The sequence below is a fragment of the Kribbella sp. NPDC058693 genome, from assembly GCF_042715335.1.
GTDB lineage: Bacteria > Actinomycetota > Actinomycetes > Propionibacteriales > Kribbellaceae > Kribbella > Kribbella jiaozuonensis.
Genome location: NZ_JBHXSQ010000001.1, coordinates 686,547 through 702,479 on the forward strand (window position 1 = coordinate 686,547; position 15,933 = coordinate 702,479).

The 15,933-nt window shown below is 68.3% G+C and carries 16 protein-coding genes; 9 read left to right on the forward strand and 7 right to left on the reverse strand.

Annotated features, from left to right (window positions below; genetic code table 11):
- The first annotated feature begins 54 nt into the window (after positions 1 to 54).
- Positions 55 to 549 (forward strand): GNAT family N-acetyltransferase, encoded by a 495-nt coding sequence (locus ACFWUU_RS03250; RefSeq protein ID WP_380172273.1) that lies wholly within the window; start codon positions 55 to 57, stop codon positions 547 to 549.
- Here the strand turns inward: ACFWUU_RS03250 and ACFWUU_RS03255 are convergent.
- Positions 535 to 1,482 (reverse strand): sigma-70 family RNA polymerase sigma factor, encoded by a 948-nt coding sequence (locus ACFWUU_RS03255; protein ID WP_380172275.1) that lies wholly within the window; start codon positions 1,480 to 1,482, stop codon positions 535 to 537. The two genes, ACFWUU_RS03250 and ACFWUU_RS03255, sit on opposite strands and share 15 nt — an antisense overlap.
- Positions 1,483 to 1,621: 139 nt before the next feature.
- Between ACFWUU_RS03255 and ACFWUU_RS03260 the strand changes: the two genes are divergently transcribed.
- The gene (locus tag ACFWUU_RS03260; protein WP_380172277.1) at positions 1,622 to 2,974 is read left to right on the forward strand and encodes an MFS transporter; all 1,353 of its coding nucleotides are present in this window, start codon (positions 1,622 to 1,624) and stop codon (positions 2,972 to 2,974) included.
- Here the strand turns inward: ACFWUU_RS03260 and ACFWUU_RS03265 are convergent.
- Positions 2,971 to 4,065: an S-(hydroxymethyl)mycothiol dehydrogenase gene (locus ACFWUU_RS03265; protein WP_380172279.1), complete on the reverse strand. Its 1,095-nt coding sequence runs from the start codon at positions 4,063 to 4,065 to the stop codon at positions 2,971 to 2,973. The genes ACFWUU_RS03260 and ACFWUU_RS03265 overlap by 4 nt on opposite strands.
- 135 nt (positions 4,066 to 4,200) lie before the next feature.
- On the opposite strand from ACFWUU_RS03265, the gene ACFWUU_RS03270 reads away from it, so the two are divergent.
- From ACFWUU_RS03270 to ACFWUU_RS03285, 4 genes are read left to right on the forward strand one after another with little or no spacing between them, the layout of a single operon-like run.
- A complete protein-coding gene (locus ACFWUU_RS03270; protein WP_380172281.1) occupies positions 4,201 to 5,091 on the forward strand; it encodes an ABC transporter ATP-binding protein in 891 nt (296 codons plus the stop codon).
- Positions 5,091 to 5,927: an ABC transporter permease gene (locus ACFWUU_RS03275; RefSeq protein WP_380172284.1), complete on the forward strand. Its 837-nt coding sequence runs from the start codon at positions 5,091 to 5,093 to the stop codon at positions 5,925 to 5,927. Before ACFWUU_RS03270 ends, ACFWUU_RS03275 begins: the two co-directional genes overlap by 1 nt.
- Positions 5,927 to 7,255, forward strand: coding sequence for a sensor histidine kinase (locus tag ACFWUU_RS03280; protein WP_380172286.1), 1,329 nt, complete (start codon positions 5,927 to 5,929; stop codon positions 7,253 to 7,255). The genes ACFWUU_RS03275 and ACFWUU_RS03280 overlap by 1 nt, the downstream gene beginning before the upstream one ends.
- Entirely contained in the window at positions 7,252 to 7,893 is a 642-nt protein-coding gene (locus tag ACFWUU_RS03285; RefSeq protein ID WP_137253840.1) for a response regulator transcription factor, read from the forward strand. The genes ACFWUU_RS03280 and ACFWUU_RS03285 overlap by 4 nt, the downstream gene beginning before the upstream one ends.
- On the opposite strand, the gene ACFWUU_RS03290 is transcribed toward ACFWUU_RS03285, so the two are convergent.
- On the reverse strand, positions 7,890 to 8,798 hold the full coding sequence (locus ACFWUU_RS03290; RefSeq protein ID WP_380172288.1) for a hypothetical protein: 909 nt from the start codon (positions 8,796 to 8,798) through the stop codon (positions 7,890 to 7,892). The genes ACFWUU_RS03285 and ACFWUU_RS03290 overlap by 4 nt on opposite strands.
- A 110-nt stretch (positions 8,799 to 8,908) precedes the next feature.
- On the reverse strand, positions 8,909 to 9,688 hold the full coding sequence (locus ACFWUU_RS03295; RefSeq protein WP_380174259.1) for an isoprenyl transferase: 780 nt from the start codon (positions 9,686 to 9,688) through the stop codon (positions 8,909 to 8,911).
- A gap of 402 nt (positions 9,689 to 10,090) precedes the next feature.
- Here ACFWUU_RS03295 and ACFWUU_RS03300 point away from each other — a divergent pair, with 402 nt between their 5' ends.
- The 3 genes from ACFWUU_RS03300 (at position 10,091) to ACFWUU_RS03310 (ending at position 12,327) form a co-directional block, all read left to right on the forward strand.
- On the forward strand, positions 10,091 to 10,495 hold the full coding sequence (locus ACFWUU_RS03300; RefSeq protein ID WP_380172290.1) for a hypothetical protein: 405 nt from the start codon (positions 10,091 to 10,093) through the stop codon (positions 10,493 to 10,495).
- Positions 10,489 to 11,502: a hypothetical protein gene (locus ACFWUU_RS03305; protein ID WP_380172292.1), complete on the forward strand. Its 1,014-nt coding sequence runs from the start codon at positions 10,489 to 10,491 to the stop codon at positions 11,500 to 11,502. Before ACFWUU_RS03300 ends, ACFWUU_RS03305 begins: the two co-directional genes overlap by 7 nt.
- 330 nt (positions 11,503 to 11,832) lie before the next feature.
- Complete coding sequence (locus ACFWUU_RS03310; protein WP_380172294.1) at positions 11,833 to 12,327, forward strand: hypothetical protein; 495 nt, start codon at positions 11,833 to 11,835, stop codon at positions 12,325 to 12,327.
- Between the two features lie 756 nt (positions 12,328 to 13,083).
- Here the strand turns inward: ACFWUU_RS03310 and recO are convergent.
- From recO to ACFWUU_RS03325, 3 genes are read right to left on the reverse strand one after another with little or no spacing between them, the layout of a single operon-like run.
- A complete protein-coding gene (gene recO, locus ACFWUU_RS03315) occupies positions 13,084 to 13,827 on the reverse strand; it encodes a DNA repair protein RecO (RefSeq protein ID WP_380172296.1) in 744 nt (247 codons plus the stop codon).
- A gap of 12 nt (positions 13,828 to 13,839) precedes the next feature.
- Entirely contained in the window at positions 13,840 to 14,835 is a 996-nt protein-coding gene (locus tag ACFWUU_RS03320; RefSeq protein ID WP_380172298.1) for an SDR family oxidoreductase, read from the reverse strand.
- Positions 14,832 to 15,821: an aldo/keto reductase gene (locus ACFWUU_RS03325; RefSeq protein WP_137253831.1), complete on the reverse strand. Its 990-nt coding sequence runs from the start codon at positions 15,819 to 15,821 to the stop codon at positions 14,832 to 14,834. The genes ACFWUU_RS03320 and ACFWUU_RS03325 overlap by 4 nt, the downstream gene beginning before the upstream one ends.
- Positions 15,822 to 15,933 lie beyond the last annotated feature (112 nt).

Sequence of the window (15,933 nt, forward strand, 5' to 3'; positions counted from 1 at the left end):
GGACTCTTCCGGCGGGAGGCTTTTCTGCGTTCTGATGACGTTCTGAGGAGATGTATGTCTGATCTGTTGGTGCGCCGGGTCCAGCCTTCCGACCGTGATTTGATGCATCGGCTGTGGTTGATGTTCCGCCACGACATGTCCGAGTTCCAGGGCCAGCTGCCGCGGCCCGACGGCAGCTACCGCACCGAGTGGTTGGAGAAGGTTCTCACCGGTGATCGGGAGTGGGCCGGGTACCTGATCTCGGTCGGCGAGAACCCGGTCGGCTTCTGCTTCATGCGCGCGCTGCAGCAGCCGGTACATGTGCTGAACGCGTTCTTCATGGTGCGCCCGGTACGCCGGAGCGGTCTGGGACTGCGGGCGGTACAGGAGGTGCTGTCGAACCACCCGGGGCCATGCGATGTCGCGTTCCAGGGCAACAACGAGAAGGCGGTCCGCTTCTGGCATCGCGTCGCGACCGAGGTATCCGGCGACGCCTGGACCCAGGAGGCCCGACCGATCGCCGGCAACCCCGACGCGACTCCGGACCTGTGGATCTCATTCAAGGTGTGACGGCAGCCCGAAGTACTCGAAGAGGCCCTGGTCGAAGAACGTGATGTTGTGCGTGATCCCGGCCTTGGTGACGGTGAAGACCTGGAGGGTGTGCGGGTGATAGCGCCCGTCGTCGGTGCGCACGTACGCGCCGACGGCGGGCTGGCCGTTCGCCGTCGTCGGCACCATCCGCCAGGCCGGGCCACGCATCGCGTAGACACGCTCGATGAACGCGCCGTACGCGTCGCGCCCCACGAACCACAGCGGCGCCGGCGGCATCTCGAGCACGACCCGCTCGGCGAGCAGCCGGCTCAGCTCTTGTACGTCGGCGGCTTCGAAGGCGCGGACGTAGTCGTCGACGATCGCCTTGATCTCCTTGTCGGTGGGCTCGTCGACGTCGTCCTCGCTGACATCTACCTCCGCCAGGCGGGCCCGGGCACGCTGGAGTGCACTGTTGACCGAGGCCGGGGTCGTCTCCAACGCCTCCGCGACATCGGCGGCTGACCAGTCCAGGACGTCCCGCAGTACCAGCACCGCCCGCTGCCGAGCGGGCAGATACTGCATCGCGGCCACCAGCGCGAGCCGCAGACTCCCCTTGGCTGCCAGGGCCGCCGCAGGGTCGCCACTGGTCGGGAACGGCTGCAACCAGGGCACGTCGAGGGCCAGCTCGATCGGCGCCTGGGCATCGGTCGCCGCTGCGACCAGACCTGACGGGAGAGCACGCCGTCCGCGTCCCTTGAGCGCCGTCAGGCAGGCGTTGGTCGCGATCCGGTAGAGCCAGGTGCGCAGCGAGGCCCGCTCCGCGTCGTACGTGTCGATCGCGCGCCAGGCCCGGAGGAAGGTCTCCTGGACGAGATCCTCCGCGTCGTGCACCGAACCGAGCATCCGGTAGCAGTGCGCCAGCAGTTCACGCCGGTACGGCGCCACCTGCTGGTCGAAGTCGTCTCGGTCCACGGCGCGAGCCTCCCACTGATCGGGGTCTGTGGGAGTACGTACCGCGCGGCCCGCCGGAATTCATCGCTGCGCGGCCGATGAATCCGCGAGGTGCGCCAGGTACATACCCACGTCCTGGCTCAACGAGGGAGAAAACCTGATGGCCGCTGTGATGATCGACCGCCCGGCTGACGTCGGCACCCGGCGCGGACTGATGCTCGCCGTGTTGCTGCTCGGCCAGTTCATGGCCTTGCTGGACACATCCGTCGTCAACGTCGCGATGCCCACCATCGGCACCGACTTCCATGCGTCCGGCGCCTGGCTGCAACTCGTGGTCGGCGGATACATGGTCGCGTACGCGATGACCCTGATCACCGGTGCGCGGCTAGGCGACCTCTACGGCCGCCGTCGGATGTACCTGGTCGGCGTCGTGCTGTTCACGCTCGCGTCGCTCGCCTGCGGCCTGGCACCCGCCATCCTGCCGCTGGTGCTGTTCCGCTTCGCTCAAGGCATCGCCGCGGCCGTGATGGTGCCGCAGATCATCAGCGTGATCCAGACCCACTTCACCGGGCCCGCCCGCGCCAAGGCCCTGTCCGCCTACGGTGCGACGCTGTCCGCCGGCCAGGTGGCGGGCCTGGTCGTCGGCGGTCTGCTCCTCGCCGCGAACCTGCTCGGCGCTCAGTGGCGCCCGATCTTCCTGATCAACGTCCCGGTCGGCATCCTCCTCGCGGTCCTGGTTCCCCGGCTGGTACCGGCCGACCGTCCGACGGCCGCGCGTCGTCTGGACCTGACCGGGCTGGCGATCTCGACCTGCGCAGTACTCCTGCTGGTGCTGCCGATGGTGATCGGGCACGAGCTCGGCTGGCCGCGGTGGACGTTCGTCTGCTTCGGCGCGGGGCTCGTCCTCGCGGTGGTCTTCGTCCGGGTCGAGCGCCGGGTCGACGATCCGCTCCTGAATCTCGACGTACTCCGTGCCCGCGGCCTCGCGGCGGGTATCGCGACGCTCACCTGCACGCTGTTGGCACTCGGCGGGTTCATGTTCAGCTTCACCCTGCACCTGCAGGACGGTCTCGGCGAATCGGCCCTCCACTCCGGGCTCACCTGGCTGCCGTTCGCCATCACCTTCGGTCTGGTCGGGTTCTTCTGGCGTTCCCTCCCGGGCCGGCTGCATTACCTGGTCGTTCCCACCGGCCTCGCGCTGTGCATGCTCGGGTACGCCGGCGCCGGTTCATTCGTGTGGCCCGCGTTGGTACTGGCCGGGGCCGGCATGGGGCTGTCCGCCAGCCCGCTCGTCACCCAAGCCCTGGTCCACGTCCCACTGAGCAGAGCGGCCGATGCGAGCGGAGTACTGACCACGACCATCCAACTGAGCCAGGTCGGCGGCGTGACGATCTTCGGAACCCTGTACCTGTCGACAGGCTCGCTCACCACGACGAGTTGGTACCTCGCCGCTGTCGCCGCGATCGGCATCGTCGCGGGCAGCTTCCTCGCCCGCAGCGTCCGCCAGGCCTAGAAGACGACCACCGAGCGGAGTACGTCGCCGTGGTGCATCTTGGTGAAGGCTGCCTCCACGTCATCCAGCCCGATCGTCTCGGAGACGAACCGGTCCAGCGGCAAGCGGCCCTGCAGGTGGAGGTCGATCAGCAGCGGGAAGTCGCGGGTCGGCAGGCAGTCGCCGTACCAGCTCGACTTGAGCGACCCGCCGCGACCGAAGAAGTCCAGCAGCGGCATCTCGAGGGTCATGTCAGGTGTGGGTACGCCGACGAGCACGACCGTCCCGGCCAGGTCCCGCGCGTAGAACGCCTGCTTCCACGTCTCCGGGCGGCCGACCGCGTCGATCACGACGTCCGCGCCGAATCCGCCGGTCAGCTCCTGGACCGCCTCGACGACTCCGTCGTGGTCGAGGTTCTTGGAGTTGATCGCGTGGGTCGCGCCGAGCTCCTGCGCCACGGTCAGCTTGCGGTCATCGATGTCGATGGCAATGACCTTCGCGGCCCCGGCGAGCCGGGCTCCGACGATGGCCGCCGTACCGACGCCGCCCGAACCGATCACCGCGACCGTGTCACCGCGCCCGACGTTGCCCGTGTTGATCGCGGCACCGAGCCCGGCCATCACGCCGCAGCCCAGCAGGCCCGCGACCTCAGGCTTGGCGGCCGGGTCCACCTTCGTGCACTGACCGGCCGCGACCAGCGTCTTGTCCGCGAACGCTCCGATCCCGAGCGCGGGGCTCAGCTCGGTGCCGTCCTTGAGCGTCATCTTCTGCTTCGCGTTGTGGGTGTTGAAGCAGTACCACGGCCGCCCGCGCAGGCAGGCGCGACAATTCCCGCACACCGCCCGCCAGTTCAGTACGACGAAGTCCCCCGGCTGTACGTCGGTCACGCCCTCGCCGACCGACTCCACGATCCCTGCCGCCTCGTGCCCGAGCAGGAACGGGAAGTCGTCGTTGATCCCGCCCTCCCGGTAGTGCAGGTCGGTGTGGCAGACCCCGCAGGCCTGGACCTTCACCACCGCCTCACCCGAACCCGGATCCGGGATCGTGATCTCCTCGATCGTCACCGGAGCACCCTTGCCCGCCGCCACCACGCCACGCACCGTCTGAGCCATTCCCCGAACCTAACTGCCCGCCCCCACTCCCGTCAGCCCCCTCGGCGTGTACGTCGCCGTGTCCCCCGGTCGGTGGACACACAGTCCGTCAGCCGGTGCTCCCGCGGACCCGCCCCGGGCCGCGAGAGTTGAGGCATGGAGAACGACAACGCAGTGAGGGTGCGCGGCCTGGTCAAGCGGTACCCGGACAAGGTCGCGGTCGACGGTGTCGATCTGGACATCCACCGGGGCGAGGTCTTCGCCCTGCTCGGTCCGAACGGGGCCGGTAAAACGACGACCACGGAGATCCTGGAGGGGTATCGCCGGGCCGACGAGGGTGAAGTGAGCGTGCTGGGGACGGATCCGGCACGCAGCGACCGGGCCTGGCGCAGCCGGCTCGGCATCGTCCTGCAGACGTCCCGCGACGAGGCCGAGTCGACGGTCTCCGAGCTGGTCAACCACTACGCCGGCTACTACCCGAACCCGCGCGACCCCGACGAGGTGATCGCCGCCGTCGGGCTCGAGGAGAAGCGCAAGACCCGCCCGCGCAAGTTGTCCGGCGGTCAGCGCCGGCGGCTCGATGTGGCGCTCGGCGTCATCGGCAACCCGGAGCTGCTGTTCCTCGACGAGCCGACGACCGGGTTCGACCCGGAAGCCCGCCGGCAGTTCTGGACGCTGATCGAGGAGCTCCGTACCGAGGGCACCACGATCCTGCTGACCACCCACTACCTCGACGAGGCCGAGCACCTGGCCGACCGCGTCGGCGTGATCGCCGACGGCCGGATGATCGAGATCGGTACGCCGGAAACGCTCGGCGGCCGCGGCGCCCGGACCGCGCGCGTCTCCTGGACCGACGCCGACGGACAGCACGAACTGCGCACCGACCAGCCGACCGCCGAGGTCGCCGCACTGATGGCCCGCTTCGGCGGCGAGGTTCCCGAGCTCGAGGTCCGCCGCCCGAGCCTCGAAGACATCTACCTGGACCTGATCGGCAAGGCCACCGCCGCCGACACCGCCGCACTCGCGATGGAAGCTGGAGCACTCTGATGGCGAACACGACAACCACGCAGCGCCCGACCTCGAAGGCGTTGCCGTCGACACTGTCGGTTGGCGTCGCCCGGACCAAGCTCGAGGTCCGTGAGTTCTTCCGCGAGCGGGAAGCGCTGATCTTCACGTTCTTCTTCCCGATCATCTTCCTCGGCATCTTCTCCGCCGTCTTCGGCAACACCGACTTCGACGGCGTCAACGCCGCGACCTACTTCACCCCCGGGATGATCGCCTCCGGCATCTTCCTGAGCAGCTTCCAGTCGCTCTCGATCAGCATCGCGCTGGAGCGCGACGAAGGCCTGCTCAAGCGGCTCCGCGGTACGCCGATGCCGCCGCAGGCCTACTTCATCGGCAAGATCGGCCAGGTCCTGATCACCTCGATCGCGCAGATCGCGCTGCTGCTGGCGATCTCCGGGCTGCTGCTCGGCGTCGACCTGCCGACCGAGCCGGGCAAGTGGGCGAACTTCGTCTGGATCTTCATCCTCGGTACGGCGTCCGGATCGGTGCTCGGGATCGCGTTCAGCGTCGTACCGAAGTCCGGCAAGGCGGCGTCCGCGGTGATCACGCCGATCGTCCTGCTGCTGCAGTTCATGTCCGGTGTGTACTTCGTCTACACCAGCCTGCCGGCCTGGATGCGCAACGTCGCCGCGATCTTCCCGCTGAAGTGGCTGGCCCAGGGCATGCGGTCGGTGTTCCTGCCGGACGGGTTCGAACTGACCGAGCCGGCCAAGTCGTGGCAGCTCGGCACCGGCGCGATCGTGCTGTCGATCTGGCTGGTCGTCGGCCTGTTCCTCGCCCAGCGGGTGTTCCGCTGGACCCGCCGGGACGCGGGCTGATGAACGAGGTCACCGGTACGACGTCGGCCCTTCCGGACCGGCGTCGTACCGAGCTGTCGCCGGAGCCTGCCTGGACCGGACCTCGTGTGTGGATCCTGTTGTGGAGGAAGATGGGGTCCGTGCAGAGCTCGAGCGGTGGCGCCGGACAGCCCGTGTGGACCCGGGCCTTGATCGGTTGGCACATCGTTTTCTGGGTGCTGCTCGGGATGACGCTGGCGCTGTCGTTCCTGGGGCATCTCGGGACGGTCCGGCAGTCGGTGTTCGCCGGTACGGTCGTGGTGCTCGGAGCGGCGTACCAGTTCATCGGGCTGCCCGCGATCCGGTCGCGGGAGCGGCTTCCGCGGTACGCGTATCGGCTGGTACTGATCGCGGCGCTGGTGGTGCTGATCGGGATCTATCCGCAGTCGGTGTTCCTGATGTTCATCGGGTCGGCGCAGATCTGGTTGCTGTGCGAGGACATCCGTGAGGGGATCGGGCTCAGTGTCCTGCTGATACTCGGCGTGGGTACGGCGCAGTTGTGGAGCGCGGGGTGGGGCTGGAAGGCGTTCTGGGAGATCCTGCCGTGGATGCTGGTCAGCCTCGTGGTCAGCCTGCTGTTCGGGATCTGGATCGAGAAGGTCATCACGCAGAGCCAGCAGCGCGCCGAGCTGATCGAGCAGCTCGAGGCCGCGCGGGACGAGCTCGCCGAGGCACACCACAGTGCGGGTGTGATGGCCGAGCGGGAGCGGATGGCGCGGGAGATCCACGACACGCTCGCGCAGGGGATGACGAGCATCGTGATGCTGGCGCAGGCGGCGGCGGTCGAGCTTTCACGCGGGGCCGATGCTTCGGCGCGGCTGGCGGCGATCGAGGACACTGCCCGGGAGAACCTGGCGGAGGCGCGGGCGTTGGTTGCCGCGTTCACCCCGGTTGCGTTGTCGGAGGCAACGTTGACCGAAGTACTGCGGCGGCAGGCGGAGCGGTTCGCGACCGAGACCGGTGTCGACGTACAGGTCTCGCTGGACCTGCCTGATGACGAGGTCGCGGCGCTGCCGCAGGCGCAGCAGGTCGTACTGTTGCGGTCGGCGCAGGAGGCGCTGGCCAACGTACGCAAGCATGCGCGCGCGACGCAGGTGCTGATCACGCTCGGGCTGTCCGACGACGGGGTGTGGATCGAGATCCGGGACGACGGGTCCGGGTTCACGCCGGCGACCGTGTCCGGCGGGTTCGGGTTGAACGCGATGCGCGGGCGGGTCGAGGAGTCGGGCGGTTCGGTCCAGGTGGAGAGTGCGCCGGGACGCGGTACGCGCGTGCAGGTGTTGATCCCGGCTGTGCAGGAGGATGCGTGATTCGGGTTCTGGTGGTCGACGATCATCCGGTCGTACGGTCGGGGCTGACCGGGATGTTGTCGGTGACCGAGGACATCTCCGTGGTCGGCGAGGCCGGGGACGGCTCGGAGGCGGTCGCGCTGGTCGAGTCGACGCGGCCTGACGTCGTACTGATGGATCTGCGGATGCCGCGGATGGATGGCGTGACGGCGACCGGGGCGATCGTGTCCGGATACCCGTCGACGCGGGTGCTGGTGTTGACGACGTACGACACCGACACGGACATCCTGCACGCGGTCGAGGCGGGAGCGGCCGGGTATCTGCTGAAGGACACCCCGCACGCCGAACTGCTCAACGGGATCCGCGCGGCTGCTCGTGGTGAGACCGTCCTGGCGCCGCCTGTTGCGGCGCGGTTGATGTCTCGTCTTCGTACGCCGGCTGCTCCTGCCGCGGCTTCGCCGTCGCCCCGTGAGCTGGAGGTGCTGGCCGCCGTGGCTCGCGGGCTCAGCAACGCGGAGATCGGGCGTGAGCTGTTCATCGGTGAGGCCACGGTGAAGACTCACCTGCAGCGGCTCTTCGCCAAGTTGGACGTCGACGACCGGACGCGCGCCGTGACGGTTGCCATCGAACGCGGTCTGCTGCCGTCCCCCGGACGTTAGAGCTTCAGGCCGCCCTCCTGGGCGGGACCGTTGAGCCGGCGGCTCAGATCCGACTCCGGCTGGTGCGCCACGGGGTGCTGGTCGGCGCGTGCGGTCGGGTTCACGCCGGCTCGCACCGCATCGGCCAGCTGTTCGGCTTCCTCGGCTGCGTCCTGCTGCTCGGCATGCGCGCCGTTGGCGACGCCGACGGAGAACTCGGCAACCGACTGGAATCCGGCGCTGCTCTTCGCGAGGTCTGCGTGCAGACGTTGCGCGTTGTCGCGCGTCTTGGCGATCGAGTCCTGCATCCGGCCGATGGTCCGCCCGAGGTCGGTAGACGGCTCGAGCTCGCCGGGCGCGGCGGTGTGGAACTTGTACGCCGCCTGCCGGCCCTCCGACAGCTGGGCGGTCATCTGATCTACCCGGCTGTCGACGACATCGACGACGTTCTTCAGGTACTCGACGCCGGTCCGGAGCTTCGCCACATCGGCCGTCGCCCGACCGGGCAGCTGCTCGATCCTGTCCAGATCCTTCATCGCGCTCTCCAGCGCCTGCGAGCCGGCCTGCAGGCAGTGGCGGTCCTGCGGGTTCGTGCCGGTGCGCTGCTCACCCAGCGTTCGCTGGACGCCGCCGATGCGGGCCGACTGCGCCTCGACGTCGCCCTGGTACGCCGCGAGCGTGTGGACCAGGTTCCCCTTGGCCGGATCAACGGCGGCACCTTCGGCCCGCTGGACCGTCAGCTCGGCCGCGGCCAGGCCGTCGACACCCGGTCTCAGCATCGCGAGATCGTCCGAGCGGCTGCCCAGCACCCGGCCGATCTGATCGTCGCCGAGATCGTAGGTCACCGACCGTAGCGTCGCATTCACCTCGATGACCGCCTTCGCGATCTGGTCGGTGTAGTGGGCGAATTCCGCCTCGTTCGCCATCAGTTCGTCCTTCGTCCGCCGCGCAGTCTGGTCGGGGCCGCGCTCTCGTCATGATCGATGCCTTGCACAACGAGCCTAGACGCAGCCGGGTCGACCACCCTGCCTGCGGGTCACCCCTCGGCGGTGACCTCGTTCGGTACGGCGCCGCCGTACCTGCGGTCGCGCTGCGCGTAGAGCTCGATCGCCCGCCACAGATCGCGGCGGTCGAAGTCCGGCCAGAGTGTGTCCAGGAACACCATCTCGGCGTACGCGAGCTGCCAGACCAGGAAGTTGCTCGTCCGCTGCTCCCCCGACGAGCGGACGAACAGGTCCACCTCGGGGATGTCCGGCGCGTAGAGATGCCGCGCGATCGTCTTCTCGGTGATCCGGTCCGGCTTGAGCTTGCCTGCGGCAACTTCCGCCGCGATCGACTTCATCGCGTCGGCGATCTCCGCCTGACCGCCGTAGTTCACGCAGAACTGCAGGGTGATCGTGTCGTTGTCCTTGGTCCGCTCCTGCGCGTACTCGAGCTCGTCGATCACCGACTTCCACAACCGCGGCCGCCGCCCGGACCACACCACCCGGACCCCCATCGCATCCAGCTCGTCGCGGCGCCGATGGATCACCTCCCGGTTGAACCCCATCAGGAACCGCACCTCCTCGGGCGACCGCGCCCAGTTCTCCGTCGAGAACGCGTACGCCGAGATGTACTTCACCCCGATCTCGATCCCACCCTTGATCACATCGAGCAGCGAGGCCTCCCCCGCCTTGTGCCCCTCGGTCCTAGGCAGCCCCCGCTGCTTGGCCCACCGCCCGTTCCCGTCCATCACGATCGCCACATGCCGCGGCACCAGCTCCCTGGGAACCCCCGGCGCCCGAGCCCCCGACGGGTGCGGCTCCGGCGGCACCACCACCTTCTTCTCCCCCGAACCCCCCAAAATCCCCCGACCCCGACGACGACCAATAGGCGACATACCCGCATCCTCCCACCCCCTCCCACCCACCCCTGCAACAACCTGCAACCTGTGGATAACCCACCCCGCCGAACACCCTCCGTATGCCACCCTTACACCACCAGCAACCCAAGAACGGAGCCCCACCCCATGCCCCGCCGACCGGCCCTCACCACCGCCACAGCCGCCCTCTGCGCCCTCACAGCGCTAACCGCGTGCCAAGGCTCCCCCGAAGCCGGCCGACCCAACACCACGCCCACGCCCCCCTCACCAACCACGAGCCCAACCCCCACCACCCCCTCAACCCCGACCTGGACCCCCGAAGAACAAGCCGCGATAACCGCAGCCAAGGCTCGGTACGTGGCCGCGTGGGCTGCCATTGACGCAGCTCTCAACAACCCTCCAGCCGCAACCCGGGAAAAGCTGCTGCAGGCCGGCACAGGCGGTAACTGGCTCATCCAGATATTGGGGAGTGTGCAGTTCAACCAGGAGCGGGGCTGGTACCAGGAAGGCCGGGTCCGCGTGGAGTCGATGTCCGTTGCATCGGTCAAGCTCAAGGCACAGCAACCTGAAGTACGTCTCACCGCTTGTCTGGACTCCTCCAGGACCTCGTTGCACTACCTAGCAACACGCAAGCCGGTACCTGTCGGCCCCGGAAACAGCGGCCGAAGCAAAGTGCAGGCTCAACTCGTCTTTGCCCCACCCAACGGCCAGTCCGAGAAGATCTGGTTCTTGGTCGAGCAGAAAGATGCAGGGACATGCTGAGGCCCGCACAGCGGATCATCGTCGGCTGTGTCGCGGCCGCGGTTGCATTGATGGTCCTCGCGTTTGTGGAGCCGGCTTCGGCGGACAACAAGAATCTGCCGCCCAAGCCCGACGGCGATTACGTTCCGATGTGCTTGCCCAATGGCCACTGCTGGTGGGCTCCACGCTCCGTCGTAGAGCACCTGCAGGAAACCACCACGCCGGGCAAGAAACCAGCCAAGACGACGACGCAGCAGCCGAAGCGCGTCTGCCAGTTGGGCGGTGCCGCGCAGGCGTGCACCTCTAAGCTTGGAAACTGGTCGAACAGTCAGCAGTGCTACCTGCAAAGCGTTGACCCGCAGCCTCCGTACAGCGATCCAGCCTGGCAAGGGCATACGGATGGCGCGATCTGGGCTTGCGTCCGTGAGCAGGGCTACGACGACGGCAAGCATCTTGTGACCAAATGGGTGTGGTTGCCCGGCAAGCCCGACACCGTGGTGGTTGACCCTGTGACACTCGCGTATGAAGCCATCGCGGAGATGCACTTGGGCAAGCCACTCATCAAGTCGGCCCCCAGCGTGGACCAGATCGGCCTGGTGAACATGCCCGTTTGGCTGTGGGTGACGAAGACCGAGAACACTTGGGGTCCAATCGTGCGGAGTGCAAGTGTGCCGGGGCTGACGGTCACCGCGACGGCGAAGGTCAAGGCGATCAATTGGTCGATGGGGGACGGCAACACGATCCGGTGTGACGGGCCGGGTACGCCGTACGACAAGTCGATGGGCATCAAGGACTCGCCTGACTGCGGGCATCGCTACAAGAAGACCTCACACGAGCTCCCGGACTGCAAGTACCCGGTGACGGCCACGGCTCAATGGGACGTGACCTGGCAGAGCACCTTGGGCGACTCCGGCCAGATCTCCTTGACGCAGCAGGCCGCTACGCAGCTGCGGATCGGGGAAGCCGTGCCGGTGCTGGTTGATCCGGACGGTGGGGACGCGGTTGCGCCTACCGAGGCTGGCTGCTGACGCAACATGTGACCTGCGGAGGGCGACCCCTCGTTGTAGCTGCAGGGGCTAGGACGGAACCGATCAGATGCGCCGCCAGCTGATTCTTGGCGCAATCGCTTGCCGTCCGCGTGTTGTCGCTCTCCGGAATGGCGGCAAGCCCAGCATGGTCCGGTCGCGGCTATGCGTGTTGCGAAGACTTCGTTGGTTCGAATCGCGCCTTGGCTGTGAGAAGAGTGCGGCATGTCGACTTCTCGTCGATGAGGAGACGACGATAGTCCGCTGATCTATTGCTTCGCCTGCTGTGGATAAGTACCGCGGGGGTGCGTCGAGGCGTACTAGGTTTTGGGTATGACGACTTGGGCCTCTGTTGATGAGATTCGGGTGGACCTGGTGGGGGTGCTTGGGCGGTTTCGGGGTGGGGGGTGGGCGTTCAGTTTTGGGGATGGGGGGCCTGAGGCGGTGATGTTGACGTATGACGAGTTTGAGGATCTGGGTGGGGAAGGGAAGTTCTCGGTTCCGGATGAGGTGGTTGAGCTGGGGGTGTTGGGTCGGGAGTTGCCTCGGTTGATGGAGGGGGTGCGGGCGGGGACGGGGGCGCCTGTGGTTTGGGGGGAGGACGGGGAGCCGGAGGCGGTGGTGATGTCGGCGGCGCAGTATCGGGAGTTGCGGGGGGATGTTCAGCCGCCTGCCGGTGTGGTGGACGACCCGACGGTGCGGAGGTATGCGACCGAACCGCTGCCGGACAGCAAGCCGTTGGATTTGGATGAGTGGGCTGCTCGGATGGGGCCGGAGACGCAGGAGTTGTTGGAGGAGTTGCGTCGTGAGGACCGCGAGGGATCGTGATCGCCGGGGTCGGGTACCAGTTGGTGGCTGGGCCCAACTTCGATGTCGACTATCGCCGGATCGATCTCGCGGCGAGCAGAGATCGTTTCGGTCCTGCGGCTGCCCTCCGAAGGCAGGTCCTGCGGACGATGCTGGATCTCGCGAGCGGCAAGTCCAACGGTCATCATGCGTTGACCTACTCGCCCGGGAACAGTGACCTGCGCGACTGCGTGACGGCGTACGTCCGGTCGGATCCGCAACGGCCGGCCGACTATCGCCTGGTGTTCCGAGAGATGGCGAGTGCGACGCCCGGCGGATTGCCTCGGCGGGAGCTGCTCGCGGTCAAACCTCGGCGCGGGCCGAACAACATCTACGCGCACGTCTGTGCTCGCCTGAGTCGCCATCCGACTGACCGGCAGCCTGGCCTCGACCGGTTCGACAACTGGCAGGACCTGAGTGGCGGAGTCGCGTCCAGGCAGGCGGAGTTGGATGCTAAGCGGGCTATTGCTCATGCGTGGGACGGGCAGCAGCCGTTGCGGGCCTCGCGGGCGATTGTTGTTGGGGCGCCGTCGCGGGGGCCTACGGAGGTGGCTCGGGGTCGGGGGGCGCAGGAAAGCGCTGGTACGCGGTCAGGGGCGACCGGGTGGACGGGCATGCCAGTGGGATTGCCTGCGGCGCGTTTGCCGGAGGGGCGGCCGCGGTCGTCGCGGCCGGGATCTACGGGGTGGCCTGGTAGGCAAACGTGATGGCCTGTTGGCGGTCAGAAGGCCTGGGCGGTTAGGAGGCTCCCGACGTCAGGTCCAGGTGGGGGAGGGAGCGGAGTTGGTTTTCTTGGTGGTAGGTGAAGAAGGCGGCTATCAGGCCGGTGGATTCTCGGCGGGTTCTGGGGTCGGCTTTTAGGGCGTTTGGCCAGTCGCCGGTGAGGAGGGCGGCCAGGTGGGCGACGGTGGCGGGGCTGGGCATGGCTGAGGCCGGGGGGCGGCAGGAGGTGCAGACCATGCCGCCGGAGGCGGGGTTGAAGGCTCGGTGGGGGCCTGGTTCGCCGCAGCGGGCGCAGTCGTCGAAGGACGGGGCGTAGCCGGAGATCGCCAGGGAGCGGAGGAGGAAGGAGTCGAGGACCAGGCCTGGTTCGCGTTCGCCGGTGGAGAGGACGCGGAGGGCGCCGGCCAGCAGGAGATGCTGCTGGGTGGCGGGTTCCTTCTCCTCGACGACGAGGCGGTCGGCGGTCTCGAGCAGGACGGTGCCGGTGGTGTACCGGGCGTAGTCGCCGACGATGCCCTCGCCGTACGCCGCGATCGACTCGGCCTGCGTGACTACGTCGAGTGTCCGGCCGGTCGCGAGTTGCAGGTCGACGTGGCTGAACGGTTCGAGGCGCGCGCCGAAGCGGGACGACGTACGGCGGACTCCCTTGGCGACCGCGCGGACCTTGCCGTTGGCGCGGGTCAGGAGCGTGGCGATGCGGTCCGCTTCACCCAGCTTCTGGGTGCGCAGCACGATCGCCTGATCCCGGTAGAGCGGCACCGCACCAGTCTCTCACTGAGCGCGGACATACTCCTCGAAGCCGGTCGGCTCGACGCCGGTGATGTCACGTACGGCGGTCGACACCTGGCTGAGCTCGCCGCTGGCGATGGCGGCGTACGACGTCACCCAGCCGGCGACCTCCCACGCTGGCGCGCCGTAGGACTCGCGGGATCGGTACGCCTCGTCGAGGGTCTCCGGCTCGTAGCGGACCTTGCGGCCCCACACGTCGGTCAGCACCGCGGCCGCCTCGGCGAGCGTGAACGCCCGCGGCCCGGTGAGGTCGTACGTGGCGCCGGAGTGATCGGATGCGACCCGAGGCAGGCCGTCCGAGGTCCCGAGAGCGCCCGACCCCGAGGATGCGATCGGGGCGGACGCAGGCCGGGCCGGCGCGGCCGACGCCGAGGCGCCCGGAACCGAGGTGCCCGGAGCCGGGGCGGCCGAGGGCGGGGCGGCCGGGGTGGTTTGGGGCGCGGGGATGGTCGAGAGGAGCACCGTGGCCGCGACGGCGGCTACGTCGTCGCGGGAGACGGCCGCGACGCGACCGTCGCCCGCCGGGCCGCGGATTACGCCGTCCTCGCCCACGCCGCCGGAGACGAAGTCGAGGTAGAGGTTGTCTCGCAGGAATGTGAAGTCGACGCCCGTCGACCGGATGTGCTGCTCGGTATGCCAGTGATCCCGAGCAAACGTGAACGTCGCCCCCGGCGACGCCCCGACGAACGACGTGTAGACGATCCGCTGCACCCCGGCCGCCACGGCCGCATCAACCGTTGCCTTGTGCAACGCCACTCGATCCGCCGACTCCGTTGCGCTGAGCAACATCAGCACATCGACCCCGTCCAGCGCGTTCAGCAGCGCCGCATGCTCGCCGTACGCCGCCTGCATCACCGACGCACCGGGCACCGAAGGAGCCCGCCCCGGATCCCGCACGATCAACCGCAGCGGTACGCCGGCCAACCGCGCCGCGATCCGGGAACCGAGCTGCCCGGTCGACCCGGTGAGACCGATCACTTGCCCACCAGGCCCATCCCGCTGTCGGTGTACCGCTGCCCCGCCACCGCATCCGCCGGGAAGGTCGCCTCCAAAGCGGCCAGCTCGTCAGCAGACAACGTCACATCCAGGGCGCCCAGGTTCTCGGCCAGGTACGTACGCCGCTTCGTCCCCGGGATCGGCACCACATCGTTGCCCTGCGCAAGCAGCCACGCGAGCGCCAGCTGCCCGGGCGTGACCCCCTTCGACGCAGCCAGCGCCTGCACCTGCGCGACCAGGTCGAGGTTCCGCTGGAAGTTCTCCCCCTGGAACCGCGGCAGCCCGCGCCGCATGTCGTCCTCGGGGAAGTCCGCCTCCGACTTGATCTGCCCGGTCAGGAACCCGCGCCCGAGCGGGCTGAACGGTACGAACCCGACACCCAGCTCACGCAGCGTCGGCAGTACGACGGTCTCCGGGTCGCGCGTCCACAACGACCACTCACTCTGTACGGCGGTGATCGGATGTACTGCGTGCGCCGCCCGCACCGTCTCGCCGTTCACCTCGGACAGCCCGATGTACCGCACCTTTCCCGCCTCCACCATCGAGGCCATCGCGCCGACCGTCTCCTCGATCGGCACCTGCGGGTCGCGCCGGTGCAGGTACCAAAGGTCGACGTGGTCGACACCGAGCCGCCGCAGCGACGCATCCAGGGCCTCCCGCGCGTACGCAGGTGAGCCGTCGACGACGCTCGGCAGCGCCGTGCCCGAAGCGGGCCGCTTGAAACCGAACTTCGTCGCGAGCACGACCTCGTCGCGGCGCCCGGCCAGCGCGCGGCCGACGAGCTCCTCGTTCTCGCCGTCGCCGTACACGTCGGCGGTGTCGAGGAAGGTACAGCCGGCGTCGATCGCCGCATGGATCGTCGCGATCGACTCGGAGTCGTCGGCCCGGACGCCGTACGACTGGGACATCCCCATACAGCCGAGGCCGAGGGCGGAAACGGTCAGGTCACCGAGCTGGGATTCACGCATGCCCCGAACCTACCGCCGGGCCGCACCACGAGGGGCACGGGGTGAGCCATATTCCTGTCCAGACAACATTACTGTGACATTTTGCCGCCGCGAAGCACAAAAGCCGCAACAT

Bases quoted from the DNA above. Each gene is read 5' to 3' on its own strand.
- ACFWUU_RS03250 (WP_380172273.1), top strand. From the start codon at position 55: ATGTCTGATCTGTTGGTGCGCCGGGTCCAGCCTTCCGACCGTGATTTG.
- ACFWUU_RS03260 (WP_380172277.1), top strand. From the start codon at position 1,622: ATGGCCGCTGTGATGATCGACCGCCCGGCTGACGTCGGCACCCGGCGC.
- ACFWUU_RS03265 (WP_380172279.1), bottom strand. From the start codon at position 4,065: ATGGCTCAGACGGTGCGTGGCGTGGTGGCGGCGGGCAAGGGTGCTCCG.
- ACFWUU_RS03270 (WP_380172281.1), top strand. From the start codon at position 4,201: ATGGAGAACGACAACGCAGTGAGGGTGCGCGGCCTGGTCAAGCGGTAC.
- ACFWUU_RS03275 (WP_380172284.1), top strand. From the start codon at position 5,091: ATGGCGAACACGACAACCACGCAGCGCCCGACCTCGAAGGCGTTGCCG.
- ACFWUU_RS03280 (WP_380172286.1), top strand. From the start codon at position 5,927: ATGAACGAGGTCACCGGTACGACGTCGGCCCTTCCGGACCGGCGTCGT.
- ACFWUU_RS03290 (WP_380172288.1), bottom strand. From the start codon at position 8,798: ATGGCGAACGAGGCGGAATTCGCCCACTACACCGACCAGATCGCGAAG.
- ACFWUU_RS03305 (WP_380172292.1), top strand. From the start codon at position 10,489: ATGCTGAGGCCCGCACAGCGGATCATCGTCGGCTGTGTCGCGGCCGCG.
- ACFWUU_RS03310 (WP_380172294.1), top strand. From the start codon at position 11,833: ATGACGACTTGGGCCTCTGTTGATGAGATTCGGGTGGACCTGGTGGGG.
- ACFWUU_RS03325 (WP_137253831.1), bottom strand. From the start codon at position 15,821: ATGCGTGAATCCCAGCTCGGTGACCTGACCGTTTCCGCCCTCGGCCTC.